This window comes from Mesocryomonas fontinalis, from assembly GCF_055730125.2.
This window is the reverse complement of record NZ_JBUZWG020000007.1, coordinates 107,643-122,027: the sequence shown is the minus strand read 5'-3', so window position 1 is coordinate 122,027 and position 14,385 is coordinate 107,643. Positions and strand designations below refer to the sequence as shown.

The following is a 14,385-nucleotide window of genomic DNA, read 5'->3' as shown; positions in this document are numbered from 1 at the left end:
TTCGGGGTCCGTTTCCCCAGCTGAAGGTCCAACGATCATGGCAACTGTCAACTTCCGTCCCCTCCACGACCGCGTCGTTGTTCGTCGCGTCGAGTCCGAGACCAAGACGGCCGGCGGGATCATCATCCCGGACACGGCCAAGGAGAAGCCGCAGGAAGGCGAGATCATCGCCGTCGGCGCCGGCGCGCGCGACGAGCAGGGCAAGATCCAGCCGCTGGACGTCAAGGCCGGCGATCGCATCCTGTTCGGCAAGTGGTCGGGCACCGAGGTCAAGCTCAACGGCGAAGACCTGCTGATCATGAAAGAGTCCGACATCATGGGCGTCGTCGGCTGATCGCCGCTCGACCCTGATCTGCCTCTAGTTCCTTTCAACACGGTGCCGCCCGCTCTCGGGTCCACCGCTGGAGACCATCACAATGGCTGCCAAAGAAGTTAAATTCGGCCGTGACGCCCGCGAACGCATGCTGCGCGGCGTCGACATCCTCGCGGATGCCGTCAAGGTAACGCTCGGCCCCAAGGGCCGGAACGTCGTCATCGACAAGTCCTTCGGCGCCCCGCGCATCACCAAGGACGGCGTCTCCGTCGCCAAGGAGATCGAGCTCGAGGACAAGTTCGAGAACATGGGCGCGCAGATGCTGCGCGAAGTGGCCTCGAAGACCAACGACAAGGCCGGTGACGGCACCACCACCGCGACCGTTCTCGCCCAGGCCATCGTCCGCGAAGGCGGCAAGGCCGTTGCCGCCGGCATGAACCCGATGGACGTCAAGCGCGGCATCGACATGGCTGTCGCCAAGGTCGTCGAGGCCCTGCAGGCTTCCGCCCGCAAGATCGAGACCTCGGACGAAGTCGCCCAGGTCGGCACCATCTCCGCCAATGGCGAGAAGGAAATCGGCCAGATGATCGCCTCGGCGATGCAGAAGGTCGGCAACGAGGGTGTCATCACCGTCGAGGAAGCCAAGACCGCCGAGACCGAGCTCGAAGTCGTCGAAGGCATGCAGTTCGACCGCGGCTACCTCAGCCCGTACTTCGTGACCAACCCTGAGAAGATGGTCGCCGAGCTCGAGGACCCCTACATCCTCCTGCACGAGAAGAAGCTCTCGAACCTCCAGGCCATGCTGCCGGTGCTCGAGCAGGTCGTCCAGTCGGGCAAGCCGCTGCTGATCATCTCGGAAGACGTCGAAGGCGAGGCTCTTGCCACGCTCGTCGTCAACAAGCTCCGTGGTGGCCTGAAGATCGCCGCCGTCAAGGCGCCGGGCTTCGGTGATCGCCGCAAGGCCATGCTGGAAGACATTGCGACCCTCACCGGTGGCCAGGTCATCTCCGAGGACATCGGCATCAAGCTCGAGACCGTCACCCTCGACATGCTTGGCCGCGCCAAGAAGGTCTCCATCACCAAGGAGAACACCACGATCGTCGACGGCGCTGGCGCTGGCGAAGAGATCAAGGCGCGTGTTGCCCAGATCAAGCAGCAGATCGAGGAGACCACCTCGGACTACGACCGCGAGAAGCTGCAGGAGCGTCTGGCCAAGCTCGCCGGTGGCGTCGCGGTCATCCGCGTCGGCGGCGCGACGGAAGTCGAAGTCAAGGAAAAGAAGGACCGCGTCGACGACGCCCTCAACGCGACCCGTGCGGCCGTCGAAGAAGGCATCGTTGCCGGTGGCGGCGTCGCCCTCCTGCGCGCTTCCAACGCTCTGACCATCCAGGGCAACAACCAGGACCAGGAAGCCGGCATCACCATCGTGCGCCGCGCCCTCCAGGCCCCGCTTCGCCAGATCGTCACCAATGCCGGTGAAGAAGGTTCGATCGTCGTCGGCAAGATCCTCGACAACTCCTCGGTCACCTTCGGCTACAACGCCGCGACCGGCGAATACGGCGACATGATCCAGATGGGCATCGTCGATCCCGTCAAGGTCGTCCGTTCGGCTCTGCAGGACGCGGCGTCGGTCGCCGGTCTGCTCGTCACCACCGAGGCCATGATTTCGGAAGCCCCGAAGCGTGACGGCGGCAATGGCGGCGGCATGCCAGGTGGCATGGGCGGCATGGGCGGCGGCATGGGCGGCATGGACTTCTAAGAAGCCTCGGCTTCTCAGAGGACCTGACGGTCATCTACCCCACAGGAGGGCTCGCCAGCGATGGCGGGCCCTTTCTGCGTCCGGGAGCCGCTTCCGGGGACAAGGTTGACTTGTCGCCCCGTTGGATGGTTCACCGGGGAAACGAATTGACGAAGGCCCGACCGATGATGAACCGCATGGAAAGCGCCGGCGAGGCCAAAATCCGCTACCTCGACGGCGACTTCGAAATCCTGAAGCCCGGCGCCTATGTGCGCTGCGCCGTCACATCCGAGGCGATCCCGCTCGACATGCTGCGCTATTGGAGCGTCGCCCGGCAGGAAGCCTACGCTTCGCCGGCTGCCTCGCTGAAGCGCGAGATCGAGGCGAACCCGGTGCTCGCTCAGAGAGCTGCCGCAGCCCGTTAGGCGGGGAACGCCGGTCGCAGGGTGCGCCGGACCCGGCGGTCAGCCAGCCTGGCGCCGCGCGAACGCATCCAGCGCCGCGCCGACGAGCTGTCCTGCCGCAGCGGCATCGTCGAACGCCAGCCGGATGTCGAGCACCGCGATCCGGTCGAGCATGGCACGGGCTTCGACCCCGCCACCGGCGAGGCGCACCGCGTCCTTGCGCGTGGTGACGAGCGTCAGGCCACCTCGTACGGCCGCCGCGGCGAGCGCTGCCAGCTCGCCGGCGGTGAAATCATGGTGGTCGGGGAAGTCGCGGGTCTCGGCGACGATCGCCCCGAGGTTTTCGAGGCTTTGGTAGAACTTGCCGGGATCGGCGATGCCGGCAAAGGCGAGGAACCGGCGTCCCGCAAGTCGCTCCGGCGCCTCCGGCACCAGCGTGGCGCGGAACACCGGCTTGCCGGACGGGGCGAGCCGCAGCAGCGCTGCCGCGCCGGCCAGCCCGTCGCCGATGACGAGGAGGGCGTCGGCGTGGCGCAGCTGGACGCCGAGCGGCGCGCGCAGCGGTCCCGCGGGGATCACCCGCCCATTGCCAAGGCCGCGGCCGGCATCGATCACCAGCAGCGCCAGATCGGTGCGCAGCCGGGCCGACTGGAAACCGTCGTCCATCAGGATGAGATCACAGCCCGCCTCCCGCAGAAGACCGGCCCCTTGCTTGCGGTCGACGGCGATGGCGGTGGGGGCAAGGCCCGCGAGCAGCATCGGCTCGTCGCCGACATCGGCCGCCGTATGCCGGGACGCATCGACCAGCAGCGGTCCGCCAAGCCGCCCGCCGTGACCACGCGACAGGAAGCCCGGCCGCTGTCCCGCCGCGATCGCCGCATGCCCGAGCGCCAAGGCCGTCGGCGTCTTGCCGCCGCCGCCGGCGGTAAAATTGCCGATGCAGAGGACGGGAAGCCCGGTCTCGGCGCGTTCGCCCCGATCGAGTTTCCGGCCGGCGACTGCGCCGTAGACGGCGGCGACGGGGGAGAGCAGCCGGGCGGCCAGCGAGGACGGGCGCCACCAGAAGCCCGGCGCCGAACCGCCTCTCACCGTGTCACCGCGGCTGACCCGGCCGGTCGAGGCTGATCGCGACCTTCAGCGGGTGGAGGAAGGGCTCCAGCGCCTGCATCGTGCGGCCGAGCGCGCCGCGCATCTCGCCGACGGTACCAGCCGCGGCTTCCGCCATGCGCTGCCGGAGGTCCGGCTCGGCCAGAAGCTGCGCCACCATCGCGCCGAGCGCCGCCTCGTCCTGCACCAGCCGCGCGCCGCCGTTCTTCAGGAGGCGCTGGTAGGTCTCGCGGAAATTCTGGACGTAGCGCCCGGACAGGATGGCGGTGCCGAGCATCGCCGCCTCCAGCGGGTTCTGCCCGCCCTGTCCGGCAAGCGAACGTCCGACGAAGGCGATGTCGGTCAGCCGGAGATAGAGGCCCATCTCGCCCATGGTGTCACCGAGGAGGATGTCGGTGTCGTACTCCGGCAGCTGTCCGGTCGAGCGTCGAACCACCCGCAGGCCCTTTGCCGTGAACGCCTTCTCCAGCGCGTCGGCGCGCTCGACATGGCGCGGCACGATGATGGTGAGGAGTTCCGGGTATTGCGGCTTGAGGCCGAGATGCACTTCGGCCGCCATCGCCTCCTCGCCCTCGTGCGTCGAGACGGCCGCCCAGACCGGACGCTGGCCGAGGGCCCGCTGCAGCGGCGCCAGCGCCTCCGGGTCGACCGGCGGCGGGCTGGTGTCGGCTTTCAGGTTGCCGGCGACGCTGACCGCCCGGGCGCCAAGCAGATGATAGCGCTCGCCGTCGATGTCGGACTGGGCGATGACATGCGACAGGTTTTCGAGCAGAGCCTCGGCGATCGACGGCGCGGATTTCCAGCGCTTGAACGAGCGGTCGGACAGGCGGGCGTTGACGAGGATCTGCGGGATCCGGCGGCGGCCGAGTTCCAGCATGGTCATCGGCCAGATCTCGCTCTCTGCGACGATCGCAAGGTCCGGGCGCCAATGGTCAAGAAACCGGGATACCGAGGGCCGCAGGTCCAGCGGCACGTATTGGTGCACGACGGAATCGCCGAGCCGCTCGCGCACCATGGCGGCCGAGGTCACCGTTCCGGTGGTCATGACGATCTTGATGTTCTCGGCCGCGATCTCGCGCACCAGCGGCATCACAGCGTTGCTCTCGCCGACGCTTGCCGCATGCACCCAGATCAGCGGCCCGTCGCCCGGGCGCTCGGCACCGGGATAGCCGTAGCGCTCGCGCGCCCGGCCCGGCTCTTCCTTGCCGCGCGTGGTGCGCCAGCCGACATAGGAGCCGAGCAGCGGATAGGCCACGGCGCCGGCGACGCGGTAGGCGGTCAGCGCGGTGCGCGCCCAGCCCTGGCTCATCGCGCTGCTCCCGCCACCATCGCCATCGCCTTCGTATTCGCCGCCTCGATCGCTGCTGTGACCGCCACGCGCTTTTCCTCCATCAGCGCCGCATCGGCGTCGGCGGGCACGAAGATCGGCTCGCCCAGCACCACCGCCAGCTGGCCGAAGGGGAGGGGGATGGCCGTCTTGTCCCACGACCGCGCGATGATCCGGCGGCGGCTGGTGACGGCGGCCGAGGGGATGATCGGCCGGCCCGAAAGCCGTGCGAGGGTGACGATGCCGAGGCCCGCCTGGCGCGGCGTCCCCTTCGGCACGTCGGCGATCATGCAGACACCGTTGCCTTCCGACAGGAGGCGCCGCAACACGATCAGCGCCCGCGCGCCGCCCTTGCGCGAGACCGCATTGCGCACCCGCCCGCCGGAGCCGCGCACCGTCGCGATGCCGAAGCGCTCGACCACGGCGGCATTGATCTCGGCATCGGCATTGCGCGACAGCAGCGCGACATAGGGCAGCGTCACCGGCCGGAAGAACGGCGCCAGCAGATGCTGCCCGTGCCAGAGTGCGACGATCGCGGGATGCTCGCGGGTCAGCACCGTGGTGAAGTCGCTGGAGCCGGCGACCGGCTTCTGCGACCAATGGACGAAGCGCAGCGCGTCGTGCAGCAGCTTTCCTGCCGCAGAGGTGATCTGCGGCTGGCGCAGCAGGCGACGGCCGATCCGCTTGATGCGCTGCTGCAGGCCCTGACGCTTGCGTTTGGGCGTCCGGTCGGCCTCGCCGACGCGGCCCATCTCATCGCTCATGGCCATCACTGCGGTCTTATGGGGGACGCTCAAACGCCTTCCGGGTCCAGGAGGCGGTGCATGTGCACGATGAAGTAGCGCATGGCGGCGTTGTCGACGGTTGCCTGCGCCTTGGCGCGCCAGGCGCTCAAGGCCGAGCCATAGTCTGGAAAGATGCCGACGATATCAAGGCCGGCGGGATTCTTGAAGTCGACGCCTTCCAGCGTCTTCAGCTCTCCGCCGAAGACCAGATGAAGGCGCTGCTTGGATTCCTGCTCGGCAACCATGGCAATATTCCTCGTCCCAGTTCTGTCAGTTCGGATTAGGCCGCCGAAGCGGTCGCGGCAAGGCCGATCAGCATCGGCAGGGCATGCTCCGCGGCGGCGATCAGCACGTCATGCCGTCGGCCCTCCACCGTGTAATGCGCCAGCGCCCCGCCGAGATCGACCAGGGAGCCGCCGGCCCGCTCGAGGATCAGGTCGCCGGCGGCGACGTCCCAGTCGTTGGCATGCGGGCGGATCAGCGTGCCGTCGAGCCGGCCGCAGGCGACCAGCGCCAGACGGTAGGCGAGCGAAGGAGCATTGCGCGCATAGGCGATGCGGTTCTCGCCGTCTGCCCCGAGCGCGCGGCGCATCGGATCGGGCATCGAGACCTTCAGCCGGACGTTCGGCTCCGGCTGGGAGACGCTGAGCGGCGCGCCGTTCAGCAAGGCGGTGCCCCCGGCCGCGGCGGAAAACACTTCACCCGTCGCCGGCACGTCGATGACGCCGGCGATCGGCCGGCCGGCCTCGATCACCGCCACCGAGACACACCAGGTATCCTCGCCGCGGATGAACGAGCGCGTGCCGTCGATCGGATCGATGACGAAGAAGCGCCGCGGCGCCTCGACGATCGCCTCGACGGCCACGAGCGGGTCCGTCTCCTCCGACAGCCAGCCATAATCCGGACGCGCCCCGAGAAGCGTCTCCTTGAGGTAGCGATCGACGGCGAAATCCGCCTCGCTGACCGGCGAGTTTCCTTCCTTCCACCAGACCTGCGGGTCCTGCCGGAAGTAGCCGAGCGCGATGCGTCCGGCCTCGCGCGCCGCGGTTGCGAGGAGGGCGAGGTCCTGTTCGGGGCTGGCGAGCGCCATCAGCTCCCCGCGACGGTCAGCGCGCCGAGGCCGAGCGTCGGGGCGACGAGGGAATAGCGCAGGTCTAGATCGTCGGCGGCGACGAGCTGCTTCAGCATGTCACCGAGATTGCCGGCGATGGTGACTTCCGACACCGGGAAGGTCAGCGCGCCGTTCTCGATCATGAAGCCGGAAATGCCGCGGCTGTAGTCGCCGGTCACCATGTTGACGCCCTGGCCGATCAGCTCGGTGACGTAGATGCCGTTGCCGACGTCGCGGATGAGCTCCTCCGGCGTGACGGTGCCCGGCGTCACCACGACATTCGTCGAGGACGGCGAGATGCCGCCGGACGAGCGCGAACCGCGGCCGTTGGTGGCAAGTCCAAGCTCGCGGCCGGTGGCGCTGTCGAGCAGCCAGCTTTTCAAGACGCCGTTCTCGACCAGCGTCAGCGGCGCACCGCGCACACCCTCGCCATCGAAGGCGCGCGAGCCCGGACGCCGGGTAAGCAGCGGCTCGTCGGTGATCGACATCGTGGCCGGCAGGATCGCCTCTCCCATCCGGTCCTTCAGGAAGCTCGTCTTGCGGGCGATGGCGGCGCCGTTGATCGCGCCGATCACATGGCCGATCAGGCCGCGGGCGACGCGCGGATCGAAGACGATCTGATACTTGCCGGTCGGCACCATGCGCGGGCCATGCCGGCGCACGGCGCGTTCACCTGCCCGGCGGCCGATCTCGGCGCAGTCCTCGAGATCGGCCCAGTGGATCCGCGAGTCGAAGTCGTAGTCGCGCTGCATCTTGACGCCTTCGCCGGCGATGACGCTGACCGAGCGCGAGAAGCCCGAACGCATGCGCCAGCCGGAAAAGCCCGACGAGGTCACCAGCACCAGGCCGCTGATGCCGATCGACGCGCCGGCACCGCCCGAATTGGTGACGCCGGCAACCGACCGCGCCGCGTCCTCCAGCGCCATCGCCTCCTCGACCAGCGTCTCGCTGGAGATGTGCGTGTCGTCGTAGAGGTCGAGTTCGATCTCGTCCGTCGCCAGGAGGGCGGGGTCGGCAAGCCCGGCATAGGGATCCTCGGGCGAGACCTTCGCCATCGCGACCGCCCGCTCGACCAGCGGGCCGATGTCGGCGCGGATATCGGCGGAGACGGTCGCGACGCGCCGGCCGACGAAGACCCGGAGCGACACGTCCTCGCTCTCGGCCGACTCGGTGTCCTCGACCTTGCCGAGCCGCACCGAGGCGCCGCGCGAGCGCGAGCGCACGACGGCGGCGTCCGCCGCATCGGCGCCGGACCGCAACGCCTGGTCGATCAACCGCCCCGCCGCGTCGAGGAGCCGCTGCGTCTCGTGATCCATGGGATTGCCTGCTGGGGGATTGCCTGCTGGTTTCTGCATCTGGAACATTTATGGTGCGGCGCGCCGGAAGCCAAGCGGCGGCGGCGGCTTTTCGTCCCGCCGGCGCGGCCAACCGGCGCTCCTTCGCCTCGAAACGAGATGGTCCGTCCCGTGGAAGCCCCGACGTCGATATTTCTGGAAGCCGTCCTGCTGCTCGGCGGCGGCATTCTCGCCGGTACGATCTTCAAGCGCGTCGGTCTTGGGACGGTGCTCGGCTACCTCTTCGCCGGCATCGTCATGGGCCCCATGCTTCGGCTGATCGACGGCGATGGCGAGGAGATCCTGCATGTCGGCGAACTCGGCGTGGTGTTCCTTCTCTTCATCATCGGCCTCGAGCTGAAGGCAAGCAGGCTCTGGGCGTTGCGCCGCCAGATCTTCGGCCTCGGCCTCACCCAGGTCGTCGTCACCGGCGCGCTCCTGATGCTCGCCGCCGTGCTGCTCGGCATCGACTGGCGCGCGGCTTTCGTCATCGGTTTCGGTCTTGCCCTGTCCTCGACCGCTTTCGGCCTGCAGGTGCTGGAGGAGGCGGGGGAAACCAACACGCGGCACGGCCAGGCAGCGTTCTCGGTGCTGCTGTTCCAGGACCTCGCTGTCGTGCCGCTCCTGGCGCTGCTGCCTTTCCTCGCGCCATCGACCGGGGAGGCGGCGCATTTCGACCTTGCACGCTTTGCGCTGTCGATCGGCGCCATCGTCGCGCTGCTCGCCGCCGGACGTTACCTCCTCAACCCGCTGTTCTCGTTCATGGCGCGCTCCGGCGCGCGTGAGGTGATGATCGGGGCGGCACTGTTCGTGGTGCTGGGATCGGCTCTGCTGATGCAGGCGGCGGGCTTCTCGATGGCGATGGGCGCGTTCATGGCGGGCGTCATGCTGGCGGAATCCTCTTACCGGCACGAGCTCGAGGCCGATATCGAGCCGTTCCGCGGCATCCTGCTCGGCCTGTTCTTCATCGGTGTCGGCCTGTCGCTCGATCTCGGCGTGATCCTCCGGCACTGGCCGGCGATCCTCCTCGTCACGCCGGCGCTGCTCCTCGCGAAATCGGCGGTGCTCTATGCCGCCTCGCGCTTTTTCGGCGAGACGCAGGACACCGCCGCGCGGGTTGCCGCCCTCCTGCCGCAAGGCGGCGAGTTCGCCTTCGTGCTGTTCGCCGCCGCGGCCTCGGCCGCAATCTTTCCGCCGGAAACCTCGTCGCTGCTGGTCGCCATCGTCACCCTCTCGATGGCGCTGACGCCGCTGACGGTATGGCTCGGCGGCCGGCTGTCGCCGGAGGCCGAGGCCGAACAGCTCGACGAGGACTTTGCCGGCGCCGGCTCCTCGGTCCTGATGATCGGCTTCTCGCGCTTTGCCCAGATCACCGCGCAGGTGCTTCTGACCAACGGTACCGACGTGACCATCATCGATTCGTCGGCCGAGCGGATCCGCAATGCCGCCCGCTTCGGCTTCCGCATCTACTTCGGCTCGGGCCTCCGCCGCGACGTGCTGGAAGCCGCCGGCATTCGCAAGGCCAAGATCGTCGCCGTCTGCACCAACCATCAGGAGACCACCGACCAGATCGTCGATCTCATCCGGTCGGAGTTTCCGAATGTGCGGCTCTACGTGCGCTCCTACGACCGCAACCATTCGCTGTCGCTGCTGTCGCGCGGCGTCGAGTACGAAATCCGCGAGACGCTGGAGTCGGCGCTGGTGTTCGGCGGGGAGACGCTGCAGGGGCTAGGCGTCAACGACGAGGCAGCCGAGGCGATCGTCGACGACGTCCGCCGCCGGGATATCGAGCGGCTGAAGCTGCAGCAGGCGGAGGGCATCTATGCCGGCGATACCGCTGCTCCCGGACGAAAGGCGACGCCCGAGCCACTGGTGCCGCCGAAGCTCAAATCACCTGCGGGCGAGAGCAAACCCGCCACCCGCCGCCGCCCGCGTTTCACCACGCGCCTCAGCAACCGGCAGGCGGCGAAGAAGCAGTAGAGGCGGCCGGCGTTCCGTCCAGTGGACGCCGGCCGTCCTGTGACTAGGCCTTGTCGAGCTCGGTCTCGCTCTTCAGCGCCTTGCCGCCGTCCTCCTGCTTGACGAGGTAGGCTGGCTTGTCCTCGTCGGCATTGCGGGTGACCTTCTTCCCGTGGATCATCTTCGTCACCTTGTCGGTGAAAGTCTCGGCGACCTCGCCTTCGGCCTTGCCCTTGCCCCAGGACCAGGTGACGTCGTCGCCCTTCTTGAACTCGGTCATGTCGTCTCTCCCTTGGCTGACGTGCCCAGTTGTCGTGCTGGTTGGTGCCGGCTCAATGCACGGTGGACAAAAGCTGTTCCGCCTTGCCAAGGCGCGTGCGCACCTGTCGCAGCCAGCCGCCGGGAACCCCGCCGGAAAACTGCCGTTGACCCCAGAGTATTCTGCGATGGGACGGACTGATCCGATCGAAGAAAGATCTATGTAAGTCAAAGAGATAGAGCGTCGTTTCGTGCGTCCTTCCGGGCGTCCGGCGCTCTCGGACAATGCCTGACGGACGCCATGAACAAGCATCTTTTCCGCCACGCCGAACGGATCGGCCTCCAGATCGTCGACCCGCAGGATTTCGGCATCGAGCGCCTGCACCACGAGGATGGCCCGCGGATCTGCTTTGCCGCTGGCGACGAGGTCGCAGACCCGACGCTGCGGGCGCGCATCGACGCGCTGGTGATCCCGCCGGCCTGGCAGGACGTGAAGATCTGCATCGAGGCGAACGGCCATATCCAGGCGATCGGCCGTGACGAGAAGGGGCGGCTCCAGTACCGCTACCACGACGACTGGGTGAACGTCCGCAACGCGGTGAAGACCGAGCGGCTGCTGCGCTTCGGCAAGGCGCTGCCGAAGCTGCGCCGGCGGATCGACAAGGACATCCGGCGCAAGGACTTTGGCGAGGCCGCCACCGCTGCGACCGCCGCACGGCTGATCGATCTCGCCGCGATGCGCCCGGGGCACGAGAAATACGCCGCCGACGGGGGACGCGGGGTGGCCTCGCTGCGCAAGCAGAACCTGCGCATGACGCCGAAAGCTGCCGTGCTGAATTTCATCGGCAAGTCCAACAAGCCGCACCGCATCGACATCGCCGACCGGCCGGTGCTGCGCTCGCTCGCGCGGCTGCGCAAGCTGAAGGGCCCGCGGCTTTTCGCTTTCCGGAATGGCGGGCTGAAGCCGAAGCTGCTGACCGCGACTCTGCTCAACGGCTATCTTCGCGACGCAGCCGAAGCGCGCGTTTCCGCCAAGGATTTTCGCACCTTCCACGGCTCCGCGGAGGCGCTGCGGTTCTTGATCGAGGAGGCCGGGGTGGAGCAGACCAGCGACACCAAGCGCAAGCGGGCGGTAGCCGCGGCGATGAAGGCGGCGAGCGAACTTCTGCGCAACACGCCGACGGTCGCCCGCGCTTCCTATGTCCACCCCGAGATCGTCAGCGCCTATGAGGAGGAGCGGCTTGATCCAGACCTCCTGAAGGGTCGATCGCGCCAGGGCTTGACCCGCGTCGAGACCGGACTGATGCGGTTCCTCGAGGAAGTCGCGACGCGGCCGTAGGCCGTTGTGCCGCGATTTAAATGCCGCCAGCGGCGCCATCTCGGCTTATGGCCCAGATCATCCAGCAGATAGGCAAAAAGGGCGACCCGAGGGCCGCCCTTTCTTTCGTCGGAGAGATATCCGAAGCGTCAGTAGCGCGAGACGCGGGCCGGCTTCGGGCCGACGGCATAGGCACCGGCGCCATGGGCGGCAAGGACGAGGAAGCCGCCGGCAAGGCCGATGTTCTTCATCAGCGCGGTCGCATCGCCGATATGGGCGATGTAGCCGGTCATCAGGCAGAACAGCGCCAGCAGGATGCCGACGATGCGGACCTGGAAGCCGATGAGGACGCAGACGCCGCCGACTAGTTCGCAGAGGCCGACGAGGTAGGCCATCGCCAGCGGCTGCGGCAGGCCCATGCCGCCGAGCATGCCGGACAGACCCTCGGCGCCACCGGTGAGCTTGCCGAAGCCGGCGACGATGAACAGGATCGACAGGAGAACCCGGCCGATGAGGAGGAGGACATTGGAATTCATGGTGGGTTTCCCGGAAAGTTGATCCGACGTGGATAGCCTAAAAACGCGGCCGCCGCAGGACAATCCCACGGCGACCGATCGTTCACTGAAATCGACGTAAAAGTCTAAGCTTCCTGGCGATCAGCCCGGGCGGGTCATCGCCGCGGGATCGACGATCCGGGCATAGTCCTCGGCGGAGACCAGACCCGAGGCAACCGCCTCCTCGCGCAGCGTGGTGCCGTTGTGGTGCGCCGTCTTGGCGATCTTGGCCGCATTGTCGTAGCCGATGGTCGGCGCCAGCGCCGTCACCAGCATCAGCGACTGCTCCATCAGCGCCTTGATGCGGTCCTCGTTCGCCTTGATGCCGTCGACGCAGTGCTCGCGGAAACTATCCATCGCGTCGCCGAGGAGGCGGATCGACGAAAGCACCGCGTTGGCGATCACCGGCTTGAAGACGTTGAGCTCGAAATGGCCCTGGCTGGAGCCGACGGTGACGGTCGTCTCGTGCCCAAACACCTCTACGGCGACCATGGTCATCGCCTCGGCCTGCGTCGGGTTGACCTTGCCTGGCATGATCGACGAGCCCGGCTCGTTCTCCGGCAGCGACAGTTCGCCAAGGCCCGAGCGCGGTCCCGAGCCGAGGAAGCGGATGTCGTTGGCGATCTTGAAGAGGTCGGTCGCCAGTGCGTTGAGGCTGCCGTGGAAGAAGGTGAGGGCGCCATGCGAGGCCAGCGCCTCGAACTTGTTGCCGGCGGTGCGGAACGGGTGGCCGGTGAGGCTCGCGATCTCCGCGGCGATCGCCGTGTCGAAGCCGACGGGCGCGTTGAGGCCGGTGCCGACGGCGGTGCCGCCCTGTGCCAGCGCGAGCACGTCGCCCAGGGCCTGCTCGATCCGCCGGCGGCCGAGGTGAAGCGCTGCGGCATAGCCGGAGAATTCCTGGCCGAGGGTGATCGGCGTCGCATCCTGGGTGTGGGTGCGGCCGATCTTGATGATGTGGTCGAATTCCTTGGCCTTCGCGTCGAGCGAGGCATGCAGGGCGTCGATCGCCGGGAACACCCGCTTCATCGTCTCCACGACGACGGCGACGTGCATCGCGGTCGGAAACACGTCGTTCGACGACTGGCCCATGTTGACGTGGTCGTTCGGGTGGACCGGCTTCTTCGAGCCCATCTCGCCGCCGAGCATCTCGATCGCCCGGTTCGAGATGACCTCGTTGACGTTCATGTTGGTCTGGGTGCCCGACCCGGTCTGGTAGACGACCAGCGGGAAGTGATCGTCGAGCGCGCCGGAGATCACCTCGTCGGCGGCCTTCTCGATGGTCTCGGCAAGGCTCGAGTCGAGCTTGCCCATGCGGGTGTTGACGCGCGCGGCCGCCTTCTTGACGAGGGCGAGAGCGTGGATCAGCGGCAGCGGCTGGCGGTCGGTGCCGATCTTGAAATTGTGCAGGGAGCGCTCGGTCTGCGCTCCCCAGTAGCGGTCGGTGGCGACCTCGATGGCCCCGATGGAATCGGTCTCGCGGCGTGTCGTCATGTCCCAGCTCTCCGGTTCAGGAGGATGGGCAATGCGCTCCGGTCGCAGCCCAGGCCTCGTACAGCGCGCCGAATTCGGCCTGGGTGCCGGCGACGGGCTCGCGCCCCTTGCCGGGGTTCCAGCCCCATCCGACGAGATCGTCCTTTGCCATGTGCTCGACGAGTTGGGCAAGCGTCTTGCCGCCGTTTCTGTTCTGGTCCTTGATCTGCACGCAGATCTCGGCGAGCGTCTTGCCCTCCCAGGCCATCTCGATCGGCGCGAGGTGCCAGTTGGGATTGCCGGGGATCGACTTGATCGTCGCGGCCTGGCCGACGACGTCGACATTGGCCGGGCCGTGGCAGGTGGTGCACTGCATGCCGGCCATGCCGAAGTTCGCCTCGCCGCGCGACACCGGCGGCTGGTGCTTGACGAGGTTGTTCTGCAGCGGGCTGTCGCCCCTCGGATGGCAGTTGACGCAGCGCGGGTCGAGGAGAACCTTGCCGGTCTCCTCGAAGATCGCGATTGAGCGTTCCTTTTCGTCCTTGATGCTGTCGAAGGCCGAGACCGGCTTCAGCGTCTTGGCCTCGGTGGTCTTAGGCGAGGTGGTCTTCTCCTGAGCATTGGACAGGGTCGGGGCCATCAGCGCGACGGCGATGGCAATGGTCGCGGCAAGGCCCGCCAGCACGAGGATAGGCTTCACGTTACGC

The 14,385-nt window shown here is 67.7% G+C and carries 15 protein-coding genes; 5 read left to right on the top strand and 10 right to left on the bottom strand.

Annotated features, from left to right (window positions below; all coding sequences use genetic code 11):
- The first annotated feature begins 37 nt into the window (after window positions 1–37).
- From groES to ACZL02_RS17485, 3 genes are all read left to right on the top strand, one after another.
- A complete protein-coding gene (gene groES, locus ACZL02_RS17495) occupies window positions 38–334 on the top strand; it encodes a co-chaperone GroES (RefSeq protein WP_188849147.1) in 297 nt (98 codons plus the stop codon).
- A gap of 82 nt (window positions 335–416) precedes the next feature.
- A complete protein-coding gene (gene groL / locus ACZL02_RS17490; RefSeq protein WP_472940175.1) occupies window positions 417–2,072 on the top strand; it encodes a chaperonin GroEL in 1,656 nt (551 codons plus the stop codon).
- A 164-nt stretch (window positions 2,073–2,236) separates the two neighbouring features.
- Window positions 2,237–2,476 carry a DUF2093 domain-containing protein gene (locus ACZL02_RS17485; RefSeq protein ID WP_472940372.1) on the top strand — a complete coding sequence of 80 codons (240 nt, stop codon included), beginning with the start codon at window positions 2,237–2,239 and terminating at the stop codon, window positions 2,474–2,476.
- A gap of 39 nt (window positions 2,477–2,515) precedes the next feature.
- Here the strand turns inward: ACZL02_RS17485 and lpxK are convergent, their stop codons facing one another.
- Genes lpxK through ACZL02_RS17455 form a run of 6 tightly spaced genes read right to left on the bottom strand, consistent with a single transcriptional unit; the run spans window position 2,516 to window position 8,101 of the window.
- Window positions 2,516–3,544: a tetraacyldisaccharide 4'-kinase gene (lpxK, locus tag ACZL02_RS17480; RefSeq protein ID WP_472940174.1), complete on the bottom strand. Its 1,029-nt coding sequence runs from the start codon at window positions 3,542–3,544 to the stop codon at window positions 2,516–2,518.
- Between the two features lie 4 nt (window positions 3,545–3,548).
- The gene (gene waaA, locus ACZL02_RS17475; protein WP_472940173.1) at window positions 3,549–4,871 is read right to left on the bottom strand and encodes a lipid IV(A) 3-deoxy-D-manno-octulosonic acid transferase; all 1,323 of its coding nucleotides are present in this window, start codon (window positions 4,869–4,871) and stop codon (window positions 3,549–3,551) included.
- On the bottom strand, window positions 4,868–5,659 hold the full coding sequence (locus tag ACZL02_RS17470; protein ID WP_472940172.1) for a lysophospholipid acyltransferase family protein: 792 nt from the start codon (window positions 5,657–5,659) through the stop codon (window positions 4,868–4,870). Before ACZL02_RS17470 ends, waaA begins: the two co-directional genes overlap by 4 nt.
- Before the next feature lie 23 nt (window positions 5,660–5,682).
- Window positions 5,683–5,919 carry a DUF4170 domain-containing protein gene (locus tag ACZL02_RS17465; protein WP_472932259.1) on the bottom strand — a complete coding sequence of 79 codons (237 nt, stop codon included), beginning with the start codon at window positions 5,917–5,919 and terminating at the stop codon, window positions 5,683–5,685.
- Between the two features lie 35 nt (window positions 5,920–5,954).
- Window positions 5,955–6,764: a 3'(2'),5'-bisphosphate nucleotidase CysQ gene (locus ACZL02_RS17460; RefSeq protein ID WP_472940171.1), complete on the bottom strand. Its 810-nt coding sequence runs from the start codon at window positions 6,762–6,764 to the stop codon at window positions 5,955–5,957.
- Complete coding sequence (locus ACZL02_RS17455; RefSeq protein WP_472940170.1) at window positions 6,764–8,101, bottom strand: TldD/PmbA family protein; 1,338 nt, start codon at window positions 8,099–8,101, stop codon at window positions 6,764–6,766. The genes ACZL02_RS17460 and ACZL02_RS17455 overlap by 1 nt, the downstream gene beginning before the upstream one ends.
- Window positions 8,102–8,239: 138 nt before the next feature.
- On the opposite strand from ACZL02_RS17455, the gene ACZL02_RS17450 reads away from it, so the two are divergent.
- Window positions 8,240–10,099: a monovalent cation:proton antiporter-2 (CPA2) family protein gene (locus ACZL02_RS17450; RefSeq protein WP_472940169.1), complete on the top strand. Its 1,860-nt coding sequence runs from the start codon at window positions 8,240–8,242 to the stop codon at window positions 10,097–10,099.
- Window positions 10,100–10,142: 43 nt separating this feature from the next.
- Here the strand turns inward: ACZL02_RS17450 and ACZL02_RS17445 are convergent, their stop codons facing one another.
- The gene (locus ACZL02_RS17445; RefSeq protein WP_472940168.1) at window positions 10,143–10,358 is read right to left on the bottom strand and encodes a hypervirulence associated TUDOR domain-containing protein; all 216 of its coding nucleotides are present in this window, start codon (window positions 10,356–10,358) and stop codon (window positions 10,143–10,145) included.
- Between the two features lie 279 nt (window positions 10,359–10,637).
- Here ACZL02_RS17445 and ACZL02_RS17440 point away from each other — a divergent pair, with 279 nt between their 5' ends.
- Window positions 10,638–11,675 (top strand): DNA topoisomerase IB, encoded by a 1,038-nt coding sequence (locus ACZL02_RS17440; protein WP_472940167.1) that lies wholly within the window; start codon window positions 10,638–10,640, stop codon window positions 11,673–11,675.
- Between the two features lie 128 nt (window positions 11,676–11,803).
- On the opposite strand, the gene ACZL02_RS17435 is transcribed toward ACZL02_RS17440, so the two are convergent.
- From ACZL02_RS17435 to ACZL02_RS17425, 3 genes are all read right to left on the bottom strand, one after another.
- Entirely contained in the window at window positions 11,804–12,190 is a 387-nt protein-coding gene (locus tag ACZL02_RS17435; RefSeq protein ID WP_472940166.1) for a DoxX family protein, read from the bottom strand.
- 120 nt (window positions 12,191–12,310) lie between these two features.
- Window positions 12,311–13,699, bottom strand: coding sequence for a class II fumarate hydratase (gene fumC, locus ACZL02_RS17430; protein ID WP_472940165.1), 1,389 nt, complete (start codon window positions 13,697–13,699; stop codon window positions 12,311–12,313).
- 16 nt (window positions 13,700–13,715) lie between these two features.
- Window positions 13,716–14,378, bottom strand: coding sequence for a multiheme c-type cytochrome (locus ACZL02_RS17425; protein ID WP_472940164.1), 663 nt, complete (start codon window positions 14,376–14,378; stop codon window positions 13,716–13,718).
- Between the last annotated feature and the right edge of the window lie 7 nt (window positions 14,379–14,385).

Bases quoted from the DNA above. Each gene is read 5' to 3' on its own strand.
- ACZL02_RS17450 (WP_472940169.1), top strand. From the start codon at position 8,240: ATGGTCCGTCCCGTGGAAGCCCCGACGTCGATATTTCTGGAAGCCGTC.
- ACZL02_RS17455 (WP_472940170.1), bottom strand. From the start codon at position 8,101: ATGGATCACGAGACGCAGCGGCTCCTCGACGCGGCGGGGCGGTTGATC.
- groL (WP_472940175.1), top strand. From the start codon at position 417: ATGGCTGCCAAAGAAGTTAAATTCGGCCGTGACGCCCGCGAACGCATG.
- groES (WP_188849147.1), top strand. From the start codon at position 38: ATGGCAACTGTCAACTTCCGTCCCCTCCACGACCGCGTCGTTGTTCGT.
- ACZL02_RS17485 (WP_472940372.1), top strand. From the start codon at position 2,237: ATGATGAACCGCATGGAAAGCGCCGGCGAGGCCAAAATCCGCTACCTC.
- ACZL02_RS17465 (WP_472932259.1), bottom strand. From the start codon at position 5,919: ATGGTTGCCGAGCAGGAATCCAAGCAGCGCCTTCATCTGGTCTTCGGC.
- ACZL02_RS17470 (WP_472940172.1), bottom strand. From the start codon at position 5,659: ATGGCCATGAGCGATGAGATGGGCCGCGTCGGCGAGGCCGACCGGACG.
- ACZL02_RS17460 (WP_472940171.1), bottom strand. From the start codon at position 6,764: ATGGCGCTCGCCAGCCCCGAACAGGACCTCGCCCTCCTCGCAACCGCG.
- waaA (WP_472940173.1), bottom strand. From the start codon at position 4,871: ATGAGCCAGGGCTGGGCGCGCACCGCGCTGACCGCCTACCGCGTCGCC.
- ACZL02_RS17440 (WP_472940167.1), top strand. From the start codon at position 10,638: ATGAACAAGCATCTTTTCCGCCACGCCGAACGGATCGGCCTCCAGATC.
- ACZL02_RS17445 (WP_472940168.1), bottom strand. From the start codon at position 10,358: ATGACCGAGTTCAAGAAGGGCGACGACGTCACCTGGTCCTGGGGCAAG.
- ACZL02_RS17435 (WP_472940166.1), bottom strand. From the start codon at position 12,190: ATGAATTCCAATGTCCTCCTCCTCATCGGCCGGGTTCTCCTGTCGATC.
- fumC (WP_472940165.1), bottom strand. From the start codon at position 13,699: ATGACGACACGCCGCGAGACCGATTCCATCGGGGCCATCGAGGTCGCC.